This is a genomic window from Aeromonas sp. QDB31, assembly GCF_027707605.1.
Classification (GTDB): Bacteria; Pseudomonadota; Gammaproteobacteria; order Enterobacterales; family Aeromonadaceae; genus Aeromonas; species Aeromonas media.
On record NZ_JAPCIX010000008.1, the window covers coordinates 42771 to 58336 of the forward strand.

15 protein-coding genes and 1 pseudogene are annotated in these 15566 nt (G+C 63.6%); 7 read left to right on the forward strand and 9 right to left on the reverse strand.

Translation table 11 applies throughout. From position 1 onward, the window contains the following. Nucleotides 1–144 precede the first annotated feature (144 nt). Nucleotides 145–1770 carry a hypothetical protein gene (locus tag PG898_RS10410; protein WP_270824084.1) on the forward strand — a complete coding sequence of 542 codons (1626 nt, stop codon included), beginning with the start codon at nucleotides 145–147 and terminating at the stop codon, nucleotides 1768–1770. Between the two features lie 34 nt (nucleotides 1771–1804). Here PG898_RS10410 and PG898_RS10415 read toward each other — a convergent pair whose 3' ends face one another. The 3 genes and pseudogenes from PG898_RS10415 to PG898_RS10425 form a co-directional block, all read right to left on the reverse strand. After that, nucleotides 1805–3118: a sodium-dependent transporter gene (locus PG898_RS10415; RefSeq protein ID WP_005324621.1), complete on the reverse strand. Its 1314-nt coding sequence runs from the start codon at nucleotides 3116–3118 to the stop codon at nucleotides 1805–1807. Nucleotides 3119–3554: 436 nt separating this feature from the next. After that, a pseudogene (locus PG898_RS10420) lies at nucleotides 3555–4869 on the reverse strand (sodium-dependent transporter). 210 nt (nucleotides 4870–5079) lie between these two features. Further along, nucleotides 5080–5919 (reverse strand): isopenicillin N synthase family dioxygenase, encoded by an 840-nt coding sequence (locus PG898_RS10425; RefSeq protein WP_171272590.1) that lies wholly within the window; start codon nucleotides 5917–5919, stop codon nucleotides 5080–5082. A 198-nt stretch (nucleotides 5920–6117) separates the two neighbouring features. Here PG898_RS10425 and PG898_RS10430 point away from each other — a divergent pair, with 198 nt between their 5' ends. Then, nucleotides 6118–6681 carry a DUF2799 domain-containing protein gene (locus PG898_RS10430; RefSeq protein WP_171272591.1) on the forward strand — a complete coding sequence of 188 codons (564 nt, stop codon included), beginning with the start codon at nucleotides 6118–6120 and terminating at the stop codon, nucleotides 6679–6681. Between the two features lie 37 nt (nucleotides 6682–6718). Here the strand turns inward: PG898_RS10430 and PG898_RS10435 are convergent, their stop codons facing one another. Together PG898_RS10435 and PG898_RS10440 are read right to left on the reverse strand one after the other, a co-directional pair. Further along, nucleotides 6719–7540: a Cof-type HAD-IIB family hydrolase gene (locus tag PG898_RS10435; RefSeq protein WP_270824085.1), complete on the reverse strand. Its 822-nt coding sequence runs from the start codon at nucleotides 7538–7540 to the stop codon at nucleotides 6719–6721. A gap of 241 nt (nucleotides 7541–7781) precedes the next feature. Beyond that, nucleotides 7782–9020, reverse strand: coding sequence for an MFS transporter (locus tag PG898_RS10440; RefSeq protein ID WP_270824086.1), 1239 nt, complete (start codon nucleotides 9018–9020; stop codon nucleotides 7782–7784). 173 nt (nucleotides 9021–9193) lie between these two features. Here PG898_RS10440 and PG898_RS10445 point away from each other — a divergent pair, with 173 nt between their 5' ends. Together PG898_RS10445 and PG898_RS10450 are read left to right on the forward strand one after the other, a co-directional pair. Beyond that, a complete protein-coding gene (locus PG898_RS10445) occupies nucleotides 9194–9817 on the forward strand; it encodes a helix-turn-helix transcriptional regulator (protein WP_005324598.1) in 624 nt (207 codons plus the stop codon). Between the two features lie 310 nt (nucleotides 9818–10127). Further along, the gene (locus tag PG898_RS10450) at nucleotides 10128–10604 is read left to right on the forward strand and encodes an Lrp/AsnC family transcriptional regulator (protein ID WP_270824087.1); all 477 of its coding nucleotides are present in this window, start codon (nucleotides 10128–10130) and stop codon (nucleotides 10602–10604) included. Between the two features lie 94 nt (nucleotides 10605–10698). Here PG898_RS10450 and PG898_RS10455 read toward each other — a convergent pair whose 3' ends face one another. From PG898_RS10455 to PG898_RS10465, 3 genes are all read right to left on the reverse strand, one after another. Continuing rightward, nucleotides 10699–11016, reverse strand: coding sequence for a hypothetical protein (locus PG898_RS10455; RefSeq protein ID WP_005324594.1), 318 nt, complete (start codon nucleotides 11014–11016; stop codon nucleotides 10699–10701). Nucleotides 11017–11161: 145 nt separating this feature from the next. After that, entirely contained in the window at nucleotides 11162–11392 is a 231-nt protein-coding gene (locus PG898_RS10460; protein ID WP_270824088.1) for a hypothetical protein, read from the reverse strand. Between the two features lie 29 nt (nucleotides 11393–11421). Continuing rightward, nucleotides 11422–11847 carry a MarR family winged helix-turn-helix transcriptional regulator gene (locus tag PG898_RS10465; RefSeq protein ID WP_043128402.1) on the reverse strand — a complete coding sequence of 142 codons (426 nt, stop codon included), beginning with the start codon at nucleotides 11845–11847 and terminating at the stop codon, nucleotides 11422–11424. A 195-nt stretch (nucleotides 11848–12042) separates the two neighbouring features. Here PG898_RS10465 and PG898_RS10470 point away from each other — a divergent pair, with 195 nt between their 5' ends. From PG898_RS10470 to chrA, 3 genes are all read left to right on the forward strand, one after another. Continuing rightward, complete coding sequence (locus tag PG898_RS10470; RefSeq protein WP_270824089.1) at nucleotides 12043–13047, forward strand: NADP-dependent oxidoreductase; 1005 nt, start codon at nucleotides 12043–12045, stop codon at nucleotides 13045–13047. Between the two features lie 195 nt (nucleotides 13048–13242). Continuing rightward, complete coding sequence (locus PG898_RS10475) at nucleotides 13243–13674, forward strand: nucleotide triphosphate diphosphatase NUDT15 (RefSeq protein WP_270824090.1); 432 nt, start codon at nucleotides 13243–13245, stop codon at nucleotides 13672–13674. A 236-nt stretch (nucleotides 13675–13910) separates the two neighbouring features. Next, nucleotides 13911–15050, forward strand: a complete 1140-nt coding sequence (gene chrA, locus PG898_RS10480; RefSeq protein ID WP_270824091.1) for a chromate efflux transporter — start codon at nucleotides 13911–13913, stop codon at nucleotides 15048–15050. Between the two features lie 71 nt (nucleotides 15051–15121). Here the strand turns inward: chrA and msrB are convergent, their stop codons facing one another. Then, complete coding sequence (msrB, locus tag PG898_RS10485; RefSeq protein ID WP_171272597.1) at nucleotides 15122–15514, reverse strand: peptide-methionine (R)-S-oxide reductase MsrB; 393 nt, start codon at nucleotides 15512–15514, stop codon at nucleotides 15122–15124. Between the last annotated feature and the right edge of the window lie 52 nt (nucleotides 15515–15566).

Genomic DNA, 15566 nt, shown 5'->3' on the forward strand with positions numbered 1-15566 from the left:
TATGGCGGCTTATCTTCCACGCGCCCTGTCACTGACCCAAGTGGGGTATTGACCCCGTCGCCTCTCTCGGACGACAGTGGGGCCATCTTTGAATCCGGTTTTCACACGCCTGGCCACATCCCAGTCAGCGAAGGAGCGTCAAGAATGCAGATCCTCCTGATCGAAGACGATGCCATGATCAGCTCGGCCCTCTCCCAGGGGCTCGGCGAGCTGGGGGTGAACGCATCCCAACTGCGCCATTGCAAGGAGCTCGCGACCCTGCCCGCCCTCCTCGGCCAGCACGCCTTTGATGCCATCATCTGCCGCCAGTATCAGCATCAGGCCCATGACGGGATCCGTCTGCTCCATGAGGCGCACTATCTGGGCCTGCTCGCGCCGGGCTGCGTGCTGTGGTTGCTGGGCGAGGAGGATGACGCCGGTCAATTCCCCCCTTCCGACCTCTATTTCCCGTTGCGCCTGCCCGTCCCCTTCACCACGGAGCAACTGACCAACAGCCTGCGTGAATTGCTGATGCTGATCGAGCTGACGCGGCCTCTGGCCACGCCCATGGCCCTCAGGGAGTGGCGCAACGCCTGTGCCCGATGCGAGGATCTGCTCTATCAGCACTCGCGGCACAAGGGGCTGGGGCCGCAGATAGACAGGGTCAAGGGATACATGCTGTTGCAGGAGCAGGATCACTTCCAGGCCACCCAGCACTACGCCATGTGCACCACGGAACACGACGCCTGGTGGCCACGCAAGGGGTTGATCCTCGCCCTGCTTGGATTGAACAGGCTGGAAAGTGCCCGCAAGGATCTGGCTCGCAATCAGACACGACTTCCTGCCGCCATTCATCAGGAGCTATCCCTCGCCTGCCTGCTACACGAGGCACAATGGGAACCGGCCTGGGCCGCGCTCGGGCAGTTGCTGCACAAGTACCCCTGGCAACCGGAGTGGCGCCAGGTCGGTATCCTGCTGGCACTGCTGCTCAAAGAGGAGGGGAAGGCGCTGGAGCAGGCCAGAAGCCTCACTCTGCGTTTCTTTTCCGAGCACAGATTCCGGATATCTATCGAGCATGTCATCCTGAGCGCCAGTCTGGCGGTGCTCTGGCACAACCCGACAGCGGCCAGGATAGCCACGCTGCGCCAGGAGTGTGACAGCCTCGGCCAGACGACGACCCTGCGTGACCACGAGGCCGCACTGCTGCAAGCCCTGATGCTGGGCCTGGATTATCGCTTCGATGAGGCCCTGGTGCTGCTGGCCAGACATCCGCCAGAGGCGGCGCGGGACCATCACCTCAACCAGTTGCTCGGCTTTGCCGTCAGCCAGTTCTGCGGCCTGCCCCAGCACGCCCGGCGTTATCTGGCACAGCTCAGCCAGCATCAGGCCAGGGTGGCGCCCTCCCCACTGCTCCAGCGGCTGTTCAGGCTGGTGATCACCGAACTCGGGCAGCAGTTGGAGCAACGCGAACAGCGCCTGGCCTCTCTGCGCCTGGGGCGGCAAGAGGCCATCTCTGCCGGGCAGCATCAGGTGGCCATCCAATATGGCTTGACCCTGCTGGAGGAGTTTCCCGCTCTGCCGGGGGATGCCTGGCAACTGCTGACGCTGTTGCAACTGTGCTGGCCGAGCGGCATGCCGGCTCCCGGGGTCGCCCAACTGGTTGACCGGCTTGAGCGGCGCCTCAACCACAGCGCCGCGTTCCTGGGGCAGCATGCCGACGCCTATCAGGAGACGCTGCGGCAGATCCGATCTCACCTGGCCCCCAAACTTCCTCCTCTCACACCTCACTAAGGTCGGGAGCCCAAGCGCCTTCACGGAACAACGGCTAGAGCAGACCCCGCACCAGAATACCGGCGATCAAGAGCGGCGCCACCAGTCGCCAGCACCAGAGCAGGCACAGGCGCAGGGCCGGCGACAACCCGGCAGGCAGTATGGTATCCCCCAGCCGCCAGCCCAGCAGCAGGGTCAACACCAGACCGAACAGCGGCATCATCAGGTTGGAGGTGAGGTAGTCCAGCAAGTCGAAAATGGTCTTGCCAAACAGGGTGTAGTCGGCCCAGGGACCGAACGACAGGCTCACCGGAATGCCGGAGGCCATGATCAGCAGGGTCAGCACCCGGCAGGCACCACGGCGCGACCAGCCCCACTCCTCGCAGGTGAAGCGCACCAGGTGCTCCAGCATGGAGATGGAGGAGGAGAGCGCCGCCACCAGCAGCAGCAGGAAGAAGACTACCCCCAGCCCCTGACCGAACGGCAGGTGGCTGAACACGGCGGGCATGGTCATGAAGGTGAGACCCGGGCCGGCTGTGGGGTCAATGCCGGTAGAGGCCAGCGCCGGGAAGATCATCAGCCCCGCCAGCACAGAGATAAGGCTCGCCAGGGTCACTACCCAGACCCCGGAGCGCAGCACCCCTTCGCTATTGGGCAGATAGGCGCCATAGGTGGTGTGTACCCCGAGGCCGATGGAGAGGGAGAAGAAGGCCAGCCCCAGGGCATCCAGCACGCTCTGGCCGGTCAGCATGGAGAAGTCCGGCAGCAGCAGTTGGCGCACCCCGGCCATGGCCCCCGGCATGGAGAGACCCACCCCCACCAGCAGCAGCATCATGATGAAGAGCGCTGGCATCATCCAGCGTAGCGCCCGCTCCACTCCCTTCTGGATGCCTCCCTGCACGAACCACCAGGTGAGCCCGGCGAAGACCAGATGAGTCAGCACAGGCCACCAGGGATGGCTGACGTAGCCGTTGAACAGGGCGGTCAGCGCCGAGCCCTCGCTCAGGTTGAGCTTGCCCGCCACAGCCAGCGCCGCATAGCCCACGGTCCAGCCCCCTACCACGCTGTAGAAGCTGTAGATGAAGAAGCCGCAGAGGATCCCCATATAGCCCATCCAGCGCCAGTTCGGCCCCACCAGCCGATGGAAGGCGCCGAGCACCCCGCGCTGGCTGCGGCTGCCGAGCAGGGTCTCACCCACCAGCACCGCGACCCCCAGGGTGAAACTGAACAGCAGAAACACCAGCAGGAAGGCGCCGCCACCATTGGTGGCGGTCACATAGGGAAACTTCCAGATGGCGCCAAGGCCAATGGCCGTGCCGGCCGCCGCCAGCACATGACCGAGACGGGAAGACCACTGAACCTGGCTCATACAACCTCCGGGGAAGACAACATCGAATCGATACTCCATGGGTAAGTGCAACCTGGGTCGCAACAACTGGGCTGCAACAAAAAGGCCGCCCGGGGGCGACCTTTGCAATGAACATTCAGACTGAGTGCGCGTGCAGGGTCACCTCTCTTGCGAGCTGAAAAATCGACCAACAAGGGCGATGAGGGGTGACATTCTGTGAGTAACCTGGACGCGAAAAAGGAGCCACAGCCTAAACCACGGCAAGAGAAGTTGACAGCCAATAGTCCATTACCGTCCGTAAAACAGAATATTTCTCAATTTAATAGCCACATTGTGAATCAAAATTTTGATAAATATCCATTTCATGGATTTTTCGAGACAGTCAATCCTACCGGCGAGGTTCCTTTATCTGCCCGGGCAACGGGCAGGCCCGAGGGCCCGCCCGAACGGCAGAAGATTACAGCAGACCCCGCACCAGGATGCCGCCGATGAGCAGGGGGGCCAGCCAGCGCCAGCAGCACATCAGCAGGGCGCACCAGTATGGATCCAGCCCCTGGGGCAAGGCCCTCAGGCCCAACCGCCAGCCCAGCAGCAGGGTGAGTGCCAGCCCGAACAGGGGCATCAGCAGGTTGGAGGTGATGAAGTCCAGCAGCTCGAAGATGTTCTTGCCAAACAGGGTCAGATCCGCCCAGGGGCCGAACGACAGGCTGACCGGGATGCCCCCCGCCATCACCAGGGCTGTGATCAGGCTGCAGGCCGCCCGCCGCGACCAGCCCAGGCTCTCGCAGACGAAGCACTGCAGGTGCTCCAGCAGGGAGATGGCCGAGGAGAGCGCCGCCACCACCAGCAGGGCGAAGAAGACCACCGCCAGCCCCTGGCCGAAGGGCAGTTGCTGGAACACCGCCGGCATGGTCATGAAGGTGAGGCCGGGCCCTGAGGCGGGATCGATACCGGTCGCCGCCAGCACGGGGAAGATCATCAAGCCCGCCAGCACGGCGATCAGGCTCGCCAGCAACACCACCCAGAGGCTGGAGCGGCCCACCCCTTCGCTGGAGGGCAGGTAGGCGCCATAGGTGGTGTGGATGCCGAGGCCAATGGAGAGGGAGAAGAAGGCCAGCCCCATGGCGTCGAGCACCCCGGACATGCCGAGCTTGCTGAAGTCAGGCATCAGGAAGTGGCGCACCCCGGCCATGGCATTGGGCAGGGTGAGGCCGAAGGCCACCAGCAGCAGGATCATGATGAAGAGGGCCGGCATCATCCAGCGCAGGGTGCGCTCCACCCCCTTCTGCACCCCGCCCAGCACGAACCACCAGGAGAGGGCGGCGAACAGCAGGTGGGTCAGCACCGGCCAGAGCGGATCACCGACGTAGTCGTTGAAGCGGGCGGTCAGCGCCGCGCCGTCCCCCTGCTGCAGCTCCCCCGCCAGCGCCATGCCGGTGTAACCCAGGGTCCAACCTCCCACCACGCTGTAGAAGCTGAAGATGAGCAGGCTGCACAGCAAACCCATGGCGCCGACCCAGCGCCAGCGCTTGCCCATCAATTCGCCGAAGGCCCCCACCACCCCGCGCCGGGTCAGGCTGCCGAGCAACGTCTCCCCCATCAGCACCGCCCCCCCCCAGGGTGAAGCTGAACAGCAGGAACACCAGCAGGAAGGCACCGCCACCGTTGGCGGCGGTCACATAGGGGAACTTCCAGATGGCGCCGAGACCGACCGCCGAACCTGCGGCGGCCAGGATGTAACCGAGCCGGGATGACCATTGGGACTGCTTCATGGGAACTCCAATCGAGGGGCCCGCCAGCGGGGCCCGGAATGGCGCTCAGAGTACGCCCGGGGGCGCGCAATCACTCGGCGTATATCCGTTATAAAACTCAGTTTTTAGCATCATCAACCAATAAAATCCGGATAACCAACCAACTGTGCCGCAAAATAAGAAACCGGAGCGAGTTTGCTCCGGTTTACTGTCTGATCGCCTCTGGCGGGATTAGATGACCCCCAGCTCCCGCAGCCGCTCCATCAGGTAGCTGTGGGCGGTGTGGCGCTCGGAGAGCACCACGTCCGGGCGCGGGTGCAGGAACAGCGGCAAGGAGATGCGGGACTTAGCGGCACTGCCGCCGGTCGGGTTGATGACCCTGTGGGTGGTGGAGGGGTAATAGCCACGGGAGGCCTCCTGCAGCATGTCACCTATGTTGATGATCAGGGTGCCAAAGTCGCAGGGCACGTCCATCCACTCCCCGTCGGAACCCTTCACTTGCAGGCCGGGCTCGCTCGCGGCGGGCAAAATGGTCAGCAGATTGATGTCTTCATGGGCCGCGGCGCGGATGGCCCCCGGCTCCTCGGTGCCGTCGAACGGCGGATAGTGCAGCACCCGCAGCAGGGTCTTCTGGCTCTCTTCGATCATGGAGGAGAGCGGGCAGCTGTAGTGGGCGGCGATGTCCGCCGGGGTGTATTGCTCCACCCAGGAGAGCAGCTCGGCGGCGAGATCGTTGGCGAGGCGGTAGTACTCCATCGCCTGCGCCCTCAGCTCTTCCGGCATCTGGCCCCAGGGGTAGAGGTGGAAGTACTCCTTGATGTCCTTCTGGCTGTTGCCCTTGGCCACCTCGGACACCGAGGGCGGGAAGTAGCCGTCCTGGGTCTCGCGGTTGAACAGGAACGCCTGCTTCTGCTCGCTCATGAAGAAGCGATACCAGTTGTCATAGATGGACTGCACCAGCTCCTTCGGGATGGGGTGGTGGGTCAGCACCCCGAAGCCGGTGGTGCGCAGGGATTCGGTGAAGCGCTCGGCCGCGTCGGGGGAGCGATAATCGACGGTCAGGACTTTCATTGTTTTTGTTACGTGCCAGTTAAAAGTAGGCGCAGTTTACCCTGCCTCCCCCGGCAAGAAAAGGTCGCCGGAGGCCCGTTCGCAACGGCTTGAAAGTACTGATAAAAACATCATGAAATCAGCCTGGTACCGGGTGCTTGTCCCAGGCGGGCTTCCTCTTCTAGAATGCCCCACCATCCTTGCTGTCGGAGCCCCTTCATGTCCCCCAAGATCCTGCTGTTGACCCTCCCCCTGCTGCTCGCCGGGTGCAGCTCCCTGTCGGAGGAGGAGTGCCGCGCCATGAGCTGGTACAACCAGGGTTATCAGGACGGGGAGCAGGGCAAGACCCGGACCGCCACCCGTGACTACAAGCAGACCTGCGGGGAATACGGCCTCAGGGTGGACGAAGACGAGTGGCAGCGCGGCTACGCCAAGGGGCTCGAGCTCTACTGCATCCCGGAGCTCGCCTACAGCAAGGGGCGGGAGGGGAACGAATACCTGGGAGTCTGCCCCAACGACACGACCTTCCTCACCCAGTTCGAACGCGGTCGCAAAGAGTATCTGCTTGAGCAGCGCCTCGGCGAGCTGCAACAGGAGCTGGAGCGCACCGAGCGGACCATCTATCAGCTGGATCAGCAGATCCGGGGCGAGAGCGACAGCAAGCAGCGGGACTACTACCGGGCCCAGCGCGAGCGCGCCATCCGCCACTACGAGGGGGTACGCCGTGACTACAACCGGATCCGCTTCCCGGATCGGGTGATCCAGTTCTCCTTCGGGAGCTGACCAACAAGGGGCCGCGCTGGCCCCTTTCTGTTGCCCCTCAGGAGGGCAGGACCCAGCGCTGCAGCGCCAGCGCTATGCCGTCTTCGTTGTGATCCGCGGTGACCCTGTCCGCATGGGCATGGATCTGGGGCGCCGCGTTGCCCATGGCCACCGCCAGCCCTACCTGCTCGAACATGCTGATGTCGTTGTTGTTGTCCCCAAAGGCCACCACGTTTTCCATCGCTATGCCCTCCCTCGCGGCCCACTGGGCCAGCCGGTTGCCCTTGCTGCAGCCAGGCTGCACCAGCTCCACCGCATAGGGCGCCGCCCAATCCTGGGTGAAGGGCAGGTGCTGCACCACCTCCCCCACGAAGCGGTGCAGCAGGCCCGGATCCTGATTGAACAGCTCCAGCTTCCAGATGGGCTTTTGCAGCCAGCTGTCGATATCCTCCGCCGGCAGCAATGAGACCTTGAGGTGATCCGGCTGGTTCGCCGACCAGCGCCGCATCCGCCCCACATGCTCCTCGCAGCCGAGATAGCCTATGCCTTCGTCGAGGTGGAACAGGGCGCCCATCTGCTGCGCCTGCACCTCGGCCAGCAGGGCGGTGAGCGGCGCCACCGCCAGGGGATCCCCGGCCAGGATCCTGCCTTGCGCCGGATCATAGAGGTAGGCGCCGTTGCTGCAGATGAGGGGGGTGTCGAGGGCCAGCTCGTGATGGAAGGGCCGAGCCGTCATGAAGTGGCGGCCCGTCACCAGCAGCACCTTGATACCGTGGGCGCGGGCCTGGGCCAGGGCGGCCCGGGTCGCAGACGAGATCTTGTGATCCCGGGTCAGCAGGGTACCGTCCATATCCAGTGCAATGGCTTGATAATGATTCATATCACCTCCAGGAATGTTGAGCCGTGCAAGGTGCCATACCATTTCAATCCCGGCGCAATGGCCTGAAACTCGCTCATATCACCTCTCAGGACTGGGCATCGCGGGGCGCATATGAAGGCCTGTGCTGGTCAGGTTCGCCGGGCGACGGGGTAAAGGGGGCAAAGAGCCATACCGTCCCAAACTCGGCGCCGGGATGCAAGCCCCGGCTGTCACCCCGGCGCCGATCTGTGATCCAGCCGCCTCAGCCCGGCTCGGCGCAGGCGGCCACGGCGCTTCGTCTGTCCGCCCGTCTGCGCAACCCGTAGAAACCGAGGGCGCAGATCACGCCGCAGAGCGCCGCCAGATAGAAGGGCCACTCGGTGCCTGCCAGCAGCGCCAGGCTGCCGAGCACCACCGCCAGGATCTCGCTGCCCACCGCCAGGCCGCGGTAGACCCCCATCGCCTGCCCCTGCTGGCTGGCATGGCTGCGATTGGAGATGGCCACCGAGGTGGCGAGCTCCCCCAGGCTCATGCCGATGCCGGCCGGAATGAAGGTGAGCGCCAGCCCCCACCACTGGGTCGGCAGAATGAACATCAGCATGCCCGCCGCCATCACCAGATGTCCGACTATGCCAAGGGAGCTGCCACGCCAGTGTCGGGCAAGTTGCGCCCCGAGCCAGGACCCCAGCATCATGGGTACGCTCACCAGCACGGCGGCCTGGGCCAGTTGCACCGGATCCCAGGCCAGCCGCTCCACCAACCAGACGTTGAAGTAGGTGAAGTAGAGCTGCACGGCCCCGTAGCTGAGCAGAGTCAGCACGAAGTACGGCAGCAGGCGAGGTTGCAACAACAGTTGCCGGGTCGAGAGGGAGGCCAGCTCTTGCTCGGCCGGTACCGGCGGCCGGTTGGGCAACAGCCAGAGCACCAGCAGCAGGTTGCCCACCGTCATGGCCACCGCCAGCCAGGCCGCCAGGCTGTAATCCCCCGACACCACGGCGGCATAGCCCCCAATCATGGGGCCCAGTACCCAGCCCAGGTTCATGCCGATGTTGATGCGAGCGAAGTTGCGTGCCTTGGTTCTGGTGGTGCTCATATCCGCCGCCATCGCCTGCACGATGGCAATGTCGCCGTTGAAGAAGCCCTCCACCACCCGGCTCAGCAGCAAGAGCGGCAGGGAGCGCCAGGCAATCCCCAGGGCCATCAGCACATAACCCGCCAACACCCCGATCAGGCAGAGGGTCAGCACCGGCTTGCGGCCATGGCGATCCGACAACTTGCCCAGCCAGGGGGCCCCCAGCAATTGAAACAGCGGATAGAGTCCCATGATGACCCCGAGCCACACCTTGCGGCTCCAGTCAGACGCCTCGGGCGTCAACATGCCCTGGGCCGGATCCAGCATCAGTGGCGCCAGCACCGGCGAGGGCAGACTGAAACCCGCCACCGCCAGGGTCACCGTCATCACCAATACCCAGAGGGTCGCCTGTCCCTTGATCCCTTCCATCTTCGCCTCATTAAATAAATTTATTGATTTATTTATACTGCAAAGGGAACGACATTAAGTAAAGTGAATCATTGATTTAAATGAGGCCGCTGCCCATAATGACCACACGCATACCAGAATCGCGCGAACCGCTTCCGCTCAATATGCCGCACCTGTCGACAACGAGATCCCCCATGAACGCCAGTACCGACAAGATCCTCTACCTGCTTAAGACTCACGGCCCCCAGAGTGCCGCCGCGCTGGGGGAGCAGCTGCAGATGACCTCCATGGGCGCCCGCCAGCATCTGACGGCGCTGGAGGCCGACGGCTGGGTAGGATTTAGCGACGAGGCGCGGGGCCGCGGTCGCCCGGTACGGCTCTGGCACCTCACCGAGCAGGCCTGGCAGCGCTTCCCCGATAGCCACAGCGAGCTGACCCTGCAGCTTATCGACAACATCCAGCAGCTGTTTGGCGAGGTGGGCATGGAGCGGCTGATCGCCCAGCGGGAGCAGCAACAGCTGGCCCGTTATCAGGCCGAGCTGACCCAGCCGGCGCTAGCCGACAGGCTGGCTGCACTGACGGCGCAGCGTACGCGAGAGGGCTATATGGCGGATTTTCGCCAGGAGGAGGATGGCAGCTGGCTGCTGTGGGAGAGCCACTGCCCCATCTGCGCCGCGGCGCGGGCCTGTCGGGGATTTTGCAGGAGCGAGCTGGCGCTGTTTCGCCAGTTGCTGGCACCGGCCGGGGTGGAGCGGGAACAATACCTGCTGGAGGGGGACAGGCGCTGCCTCTATCGCATCCGGCCGCCGCAGGCCTGAGGATGCCGGCGCGCAAAAACAACAAAGCAGGCGCCGGGATGCCTGCTTTGTTGCCTTCGGGGAGGGGATGCTCTCGTTCCAGCCCGTCGTTTCCCGATAAGGTCGGACGGCTGATGGGGTTGTTGACCCGGTAAGGTCCTTCACCACAGAGGCCTGATTGGGCATCTGTCTTGCCACCGGAAGATGAAACCATGGTACCCCTACCGGTGCGGTGAGTGGTTGTGAAGTAGTAGGTATTTTCAGTTGTTTTTGCAATAGTTCACCCTTAATCTAGGAAAAGTGAATTAATAATTGCAACGAGGAACGGAGAATGCTGAAACTTGATCGCATAGACAGGCATATTCTGGAGTTGATGCAGGAGAATGGCCGCATCAGCAACCTGGAGCTGGCCGAGCTGGTCGGGCTCTCCCCCTCTCCCTGCTCGCGCCGGGTCAAGGCGCTGGAGGATGCCGGTCTCATCGATACCCACGTCACCCTGCTCAACGCCCGTCAGCTGGGGCTCACCCTCACCGCCTACATTCACATCTCCATGGACAGGCACACCCCTGAGCGGTTCGAAAACTTCGATCGGGCCATCCAGAATCTGCCCGAGGTGCTGGAATGCGACCTCATCACCGGCAACGACGCCGACTACCAGCTCAAGGTGGTGGTGCGGGACATGGAGCACTACCAGCACTTCCTGCTTGACAAACTGACCCACATCTCCGGCGTGACCGGGGTACGCTCCAGCTTCGTGCTGCGCCGCATCAAGCACAAGACGGCGCTGCCCCTCAACCACCTGGGCTAGCAACCCGGCACTTGGGCTGAGGGCCAGAAGCGCAAAAAGCAAGAGGAGGCACTGGCCTCCTCTTTGTATCTTGTGTCACCGAGAACTGGCCGGGTCAGACGCCGACCTGGCTGACATCCTGCACCTGCAACAGCCAACCGGCCTGCTCCTGCTGGGGTTCACCACTCAGTCGCAACCGCTCGCCTTCTGACACCCACTGCCCCTCGGGCAGGGAGACCAGCAGACTCTCACTGCCGTTGTCGAACACCCAGCGATCTTCGCCGAGCGACTCAATCAGATAACCTTCCATCTCCACTCTGGACTCGGCTTGCCAGGACGGCGCAACGGAATCACGGCTCTCGATGAAATCCCCCTGAACACCAAAACTGGCCAGCCCCCACAGAATGGAGAGCCCGACGATGGATGACTGCATCTCTCTCTCCTCTCATGAAACTGTGAGGCCAGTATGGAAAGGGAACCATGAGCACACCATGAACAAGGCCGCAAAGTGCAGGCGAGATCGCGAAAAAAAACCGGCCAATGGGCCGGTTGTGTCATTTTATGGTGCCTGGATCACACTATTTGGCGGCTTCCTCTGCCATTCGAACCGCCCTTGGCTTATTCGTCCACATGGCCACGCCGCGGTGATCCGCGCAGATCCCCTCCTCGTTGATGGCCCTGACCCGCACGCCATCCTTGCAGACGGCCTGCCAGGCATCCGCATCATCGATCCGCAACTCGGACGGGGAATAGGTGCTGCCGGCGCAGCCACCGAGCAGCAGAACACACAGGGGTAACCAGGGTTTCATCGGATGACTCCAGGCAAGGGGAAGAGGATTCAGCGCCCGAGCTGCGCCGCCACGCGATCGCAGAGTCGCTTGAGCTCGGCCAACTCAGCATCGGCCAGATCCACCTGATTGCGCAAGTTGTCCGCCAGACAGCACTCCCTGACCCCCTGCTGCAGCTCGCGCCCCGCCTCGGTCAGGCGGATGCATTTTTGCCGCTCGTCTTCGTGTGAGACGGTGCGGGTAAGCCAGCCCTTGCTCTCCAACCGCTTGACGATGGGGGTCAGGGTGCCCGCGTCCAGGCCGGTCTCCTGGCCAATCTCCTTGAGGCTGACCTCGTCCCGCGCCCAGAGCGACAGCATCACCAGGTACTGGGTGTAGGTCAGATCCAGCTTGTCCAGGAGCGGCCGATAGGCGCGCATCACTGCATTGGAGGCGCTGTAGAGGGCAAAACAGACCTGCTTTTTCAATTCACTCATGGGGCACCTCGCTGACGACTGGGGCCAGTATACCCCAGGACAACTGGCGTCTGAATAATTTGCACACAAAACAGTTGTCACCCCCTCTTTTCGGGATTAACCTGATTTTAGTTTGCACACAAATAGAATGCCCTAGCCGCCTCAGCCTTAAACGGGCCCGGCGTCGACAGCCCCTTACCTCGCTGGAGAACGACCATGACCCCGATCAGCCATCAGATCCAACTGCTGCGCCGCCCAACCGGCCTCCCCACCCCGGACGATTTCGCCCTCAGGGAAGTGCCCCTGCCCGCCCTGCAGGAGGGCGAGGTGCTGGTGACCAACCAGTGGCTGTCGGTGGACCCTTACATGCGCGGTCGCATGAGCGAGGCCAAGAGCTATGTGCCCCCCTTCCCCCTGAACGGCCCTCTCGACGGCGGCGCCATCGGCACTGTGCAGGCGTCCCGTCACCCCGACTTCAAGGTGGGTGACCCGGTGAGCAGCATGCTGGGCTGGCGGGATGCCTTCGTCGCCAGTGGGGAGCAACTGACCCGTTTGCCCGCCACAGCGCTGCCCTCCCAGCACTTCCTCGGCGCCCTCGGCATGCCGGGCATGACTGCCTGGGCGGGCCTGCACAAGGTCGCCCGTCTGCAGGCCGGTGAGACTCTGCTGGTATCGGCCGCCTCCGGCGCGGTCGGCACCATGGCGGTGCAACTCGCCAAGCGGGCTGGCGCCCGGGTGATCGGATCCACCGGCTCCGCTGACAAGGTCGCCTACCTCAAGACGCTCGGCGCCGATGCGGTGATCAACTATCGGGAGACGCCGGATCTCGACGCCGAGCTGGCCCGACTCGCGCCAGAAGGCATCCAGGTCTATTTCGAGAACGTGGGGGGCGCCATGCTGGACGCGGCCCTCAACCATATGGCGCTGCACGGGCGCATCGTCCTGTGCGGCCTTATCGAGCAGTACAACAGCAACGGCCAGGGCAGCGGGCCGCGCAACCTCGCCCAAATGATCCGCAAGCGCATCCTGATGCAGGGGCTGCTGGTCTCCGATCACTGGCAGCATTACGGGGAGTTCCTGGCCGAGGCCATCCCCGCCTTCGAGGCTGGCCTCCTGCAGGCAGAGGAGACCATCAGCGAGGGACTGGCCAGCATGCCGCAGGCCTTTATCGGGCTGTTCGAGGGACGCAACACCGGCAAGATGCTGGTCAGGCTGGGCTGACCATCGGCCACCAGTCGAGAGATCCAGCCCTTTATCGACGGTTGCAAGCCGAGGCGCACTGCGCCGACAAGATGCAGGTCAGGTTGACGTGATCCCGAATTGATAGCCAATTGGCGACTTGCGAAACGGGCCCATCCGTCCTAAGGTGGGCCCGTTTTTTATGGTGCCATCCAGTTTTGGCAAGGAGCTCTTCTTATGTCCACGCCCTATCCCCGCGTCGGGGTCGGTGTCATCCTCGTCAACCATCAGGGCCAGGTGCTGCTCGGCAAGCGCAAGGGCAGCCACGCCCCCTACTGGTCCATCGCCGGCGGCCACCTGGAGCTCGGTGAGAGCTTCGAGTCGGCGGCAATCAGAGAGGTGGCCGAGGAGACAGGTTTTCTCATCACCAACCCCAGCGTCATCGCCGTTACCAACAACCTGGAGACCTGGCGCGAGAGCGGACTGCACTACATCTCCGTCACCCTGCTGGCCGAGGTGGAAGGGGAGCCGCAACTGCTGGAGCCGGACAAGTGCGAAGGCTGGGTCTGGTGCGATCCTCGCGTGCTGCCCGAGCCCCACTTCGATGCCAGCCGCCAGTCCATTTCCTGCTGGCTGGCCGGACGCTGCTATCTGCCTCAGCCGACCTAATCCCCATCCCCTGCTGGTTGAACAGGCGTTGCTACCTGCCAGCGGCAACCCCATCCGCTGAATAAGCCCGCTGGCCGGTCTGCCAGCCATGCCCCAATGCCCCTCGCCAGCGGGGTGGCGAGAGGATCATCAGCCAGCAGTGAGTCAACCGGCAACCCAGCCCGAATTGTCATAAAAAAGTCATCACTTTGTCATATCATCCCTGCCCATATCCAATGACAACAGGGGAGTGAGCGGTGGGGCAGGTATTCCTTCAATTTTTGTGGCTGGGCTGTATCAGCTTCGGTGGGCCGGCCGCCCATATCGGCTACTTCCAGCGCACCTTCGTCACGCGCCTGGGCTGGCTCAGCCAAGCCGAGTTTGCCCAGTTGCTGGCCCTGTGTCAGCTGTTGCCCGGCCCGGCCTCCAGCCAGCTCGGCTTCGCCATCGGTCGCCATCGGGCAGGCCTTGGAGGGGCGCTCGCCGCCTTTGCGGGTTTCACCCTGCCCTCTTTCCTGCTGTTGCTGGTCGCCGCCATCGGCCTCGGGCAGCTTAGCAACAACCTCTGGCTGGATGCCGCCCTGCACGGCCTCAAGCTGCTGGCACTGGTGGTGGTGGCTGATGCAGTGCTCACGATGAGCCGCCAGTTCTGCAAGACGGCGCTGCAACAAGGTGTCATGGTGGTGACCGCCGCCGCACTCTGGTGGCAGCCTGGCCTCCTGACCCAGCTTGCCATGCTGCTGGGGGCTGCACTGCTCTGCGCCCAACGGGAGGAAGCCAGCGCCCCTTCTGCGCCGCCAGGAGCCCACCGTTCACCCCACTGGCCAACCTTGATGCTGTTTGCCCTGCTGTTTGTCGGCTTGCCCCTGCTGGTTCAGGGCCCCACCAGTCAGTTGGTCGCCGATTTCTATCGGGCCGGCAGCCTGGTGTTCGGCGGCGGCCACGTGGTACTGCCCCTGTTGCAGGAGAGCGTTGGTCACAGCCTCAGCCAGCAACAGTTCCTGACTGGCTACAGCCTGGCTCAGCTGGTGCCCGGCCCCATGTTCACCCTGGCCACCTACCTCGGCGCCCAGCTGTTGCCTGCCGCGCCACTGGCGGGCGCCCTGCTGGCAACCCTGGCACTCTTCCTGCCGGGCTTCCTGCTGCTCTGGGCCATGGGCCCCTGCTGGCAACGCTGGCTGGCCCACCCTCGCCTCGCGGGCGCCGTAGCCGGCATCAATGCCGCCGTGGTGGGGCTGTTGCTGGCCGCCCTCTATCAACCTGTGTGGCAGAGTGCCGTGCTGGCCCCGACCGATCTGGCGCTGGCCGCCATCGGTTTCTATCTGCTGCGCGTCATCAGGTTGCCCATACTGGCGCTCGCCGGCCTGCTGGCGGGCGCGAGCCTGCTGCTGATCTGACGGGTCAGCGCAGACCGCATAAAAAATGGCGCCTCCGCGAACGGAGGCGCCATTTTTCATCCTGGGGGATCTCAGGGGTCTGGGGTGGGTTCGAAGTCCAGGCTCAGGCTGTTGACACAGTAACGCTGGCCGGTCTCGGTCGGCCCATCCGGGAAGACGTGCCCCAGATGGGAACCACACTGGCTGCAAGTGATCTCCACCCGCTTCATGCCGTGGCTGCCATCTTCGGTGTAGGTCACTGTCCCCTCGATGGCCCGATCGAACGAGGGCCAGCCGCAGCCGGAGTCAAACTTGGCATCCGCATGGAACAGTACGCTCTTGCAGCAGACGCAGAGGTAGTCACCGCTCTTGCGATTGTGCAGCAGGGCGCCACTGTAAGGGCGCTCTGTGCCCTTCTCCCAGCAAACGTGAAACTGTTCGGCACTCAACTTGCTGCGCCATTGCTCGGGATTGTTGCCCTTCATACTGACTCCTTGCCTTTTATCACGGCGCCCAGCATACCCACTAGGGCGCCCC

Bases quoted from the DNA above. Each gene is read 5' to 3' on its own strand.
- PG898_RS10410 (WP_270824084.1), top strand. From the start codon at position 145: ATGCAGATCCTCCTGATCGAAGACGATGCCATGATCAGCTCGGCCCTC.
- PG898_RS10415 (WP_005324621.1), bottom strand. From the start codon at position 3,118: ATGAGCCAGGTTCAGTGGTCTTCCCGTCTCGGTCATGTGCTGGCGGCG.
- PG898_RS10425 (WP_171272590.1), bottom strand. From the start codon at position 5,919: ATGAAAGTCCTGACCGTCGATTATCGCTCCCCCGACGCGGCCGAGCGC.
- PG898_RS10430 (WP_171272591.1), top strand. From the start codon at position 6,118: ATGTCCCCCAAGATCCTGCTGTTGACCCTCCCCCTGCTGCTCGCCGGG.
- PG898_RS10435 (WP_270824085.1), bottom strand. From the start codon at position 7,540: ATGAATCATTATCAAGCCATTGCACTGGATATGGACGGTACCCTGCTG.
- PG898_RS10440 (WP_270824086.1), bottom strand. From the start codon at position 9,020: ATGGAAGGGATCAAGGGACAGGCGACCCTCTGGGTATTGGTGATGACG.
- PG898_RS10445 (WP_005324598.1), top strand. From the start codon at position 9,194: ATGAACGCCAGTACCGACAAGATCCTCTACCTGCTTAAGACTCACGGC.
- PG898_RS10450 (WP_270824087.1), top strand. From the start codon at position 10,128: ATGCTGAAACTTGATCGCATAGACAGGCATATTCTGGAGTTGATGCAG.
- PG898_RS10455 (WP_005324594.1), bottom strand. From the start codon at position 11,016: ATGCAGTCATCCATCGTCGGGCTCTCCATTCTGTGGGGGCTGGCCAGT.
- PG898_RS10460 (WP_270824088.1), bottom strand. From the start codon at position 11,392: ATGAAACCCTGGTTACCCCTGTGTGTTCTGCTGCTCGGTGGCTGCGCC.
- PG898_RS10465 (WP_043128402.1), bottom strand. From the start codon at position 11,847: ATGAGTGAATTGAAAAAGCAGGTCTGTTTTGCCCTCTACAGCGCCTCC.
- PG898_RS10470 (WP_270824089.1), top strand. From the start codon at position 12,043: ATGACCCCGATCAGCCATCAGATCCAACTGCTGCGCCGCCCAACCGGC.
- PG898_RS10475 (WP_270824090.1), top strand. From the start codon at position 13,243: ATGTCCACGCCCTATCCCCGCGTCGGGGTCGGTGTCATCCTCGTCAAC.
- msrB (WP_171272597.1), bottom strand. From the start codon at position 15,514: ATGAAGGGCAACAATCCCGAGCAATGGCGCAGCAAGTTGAGTGCCGAA.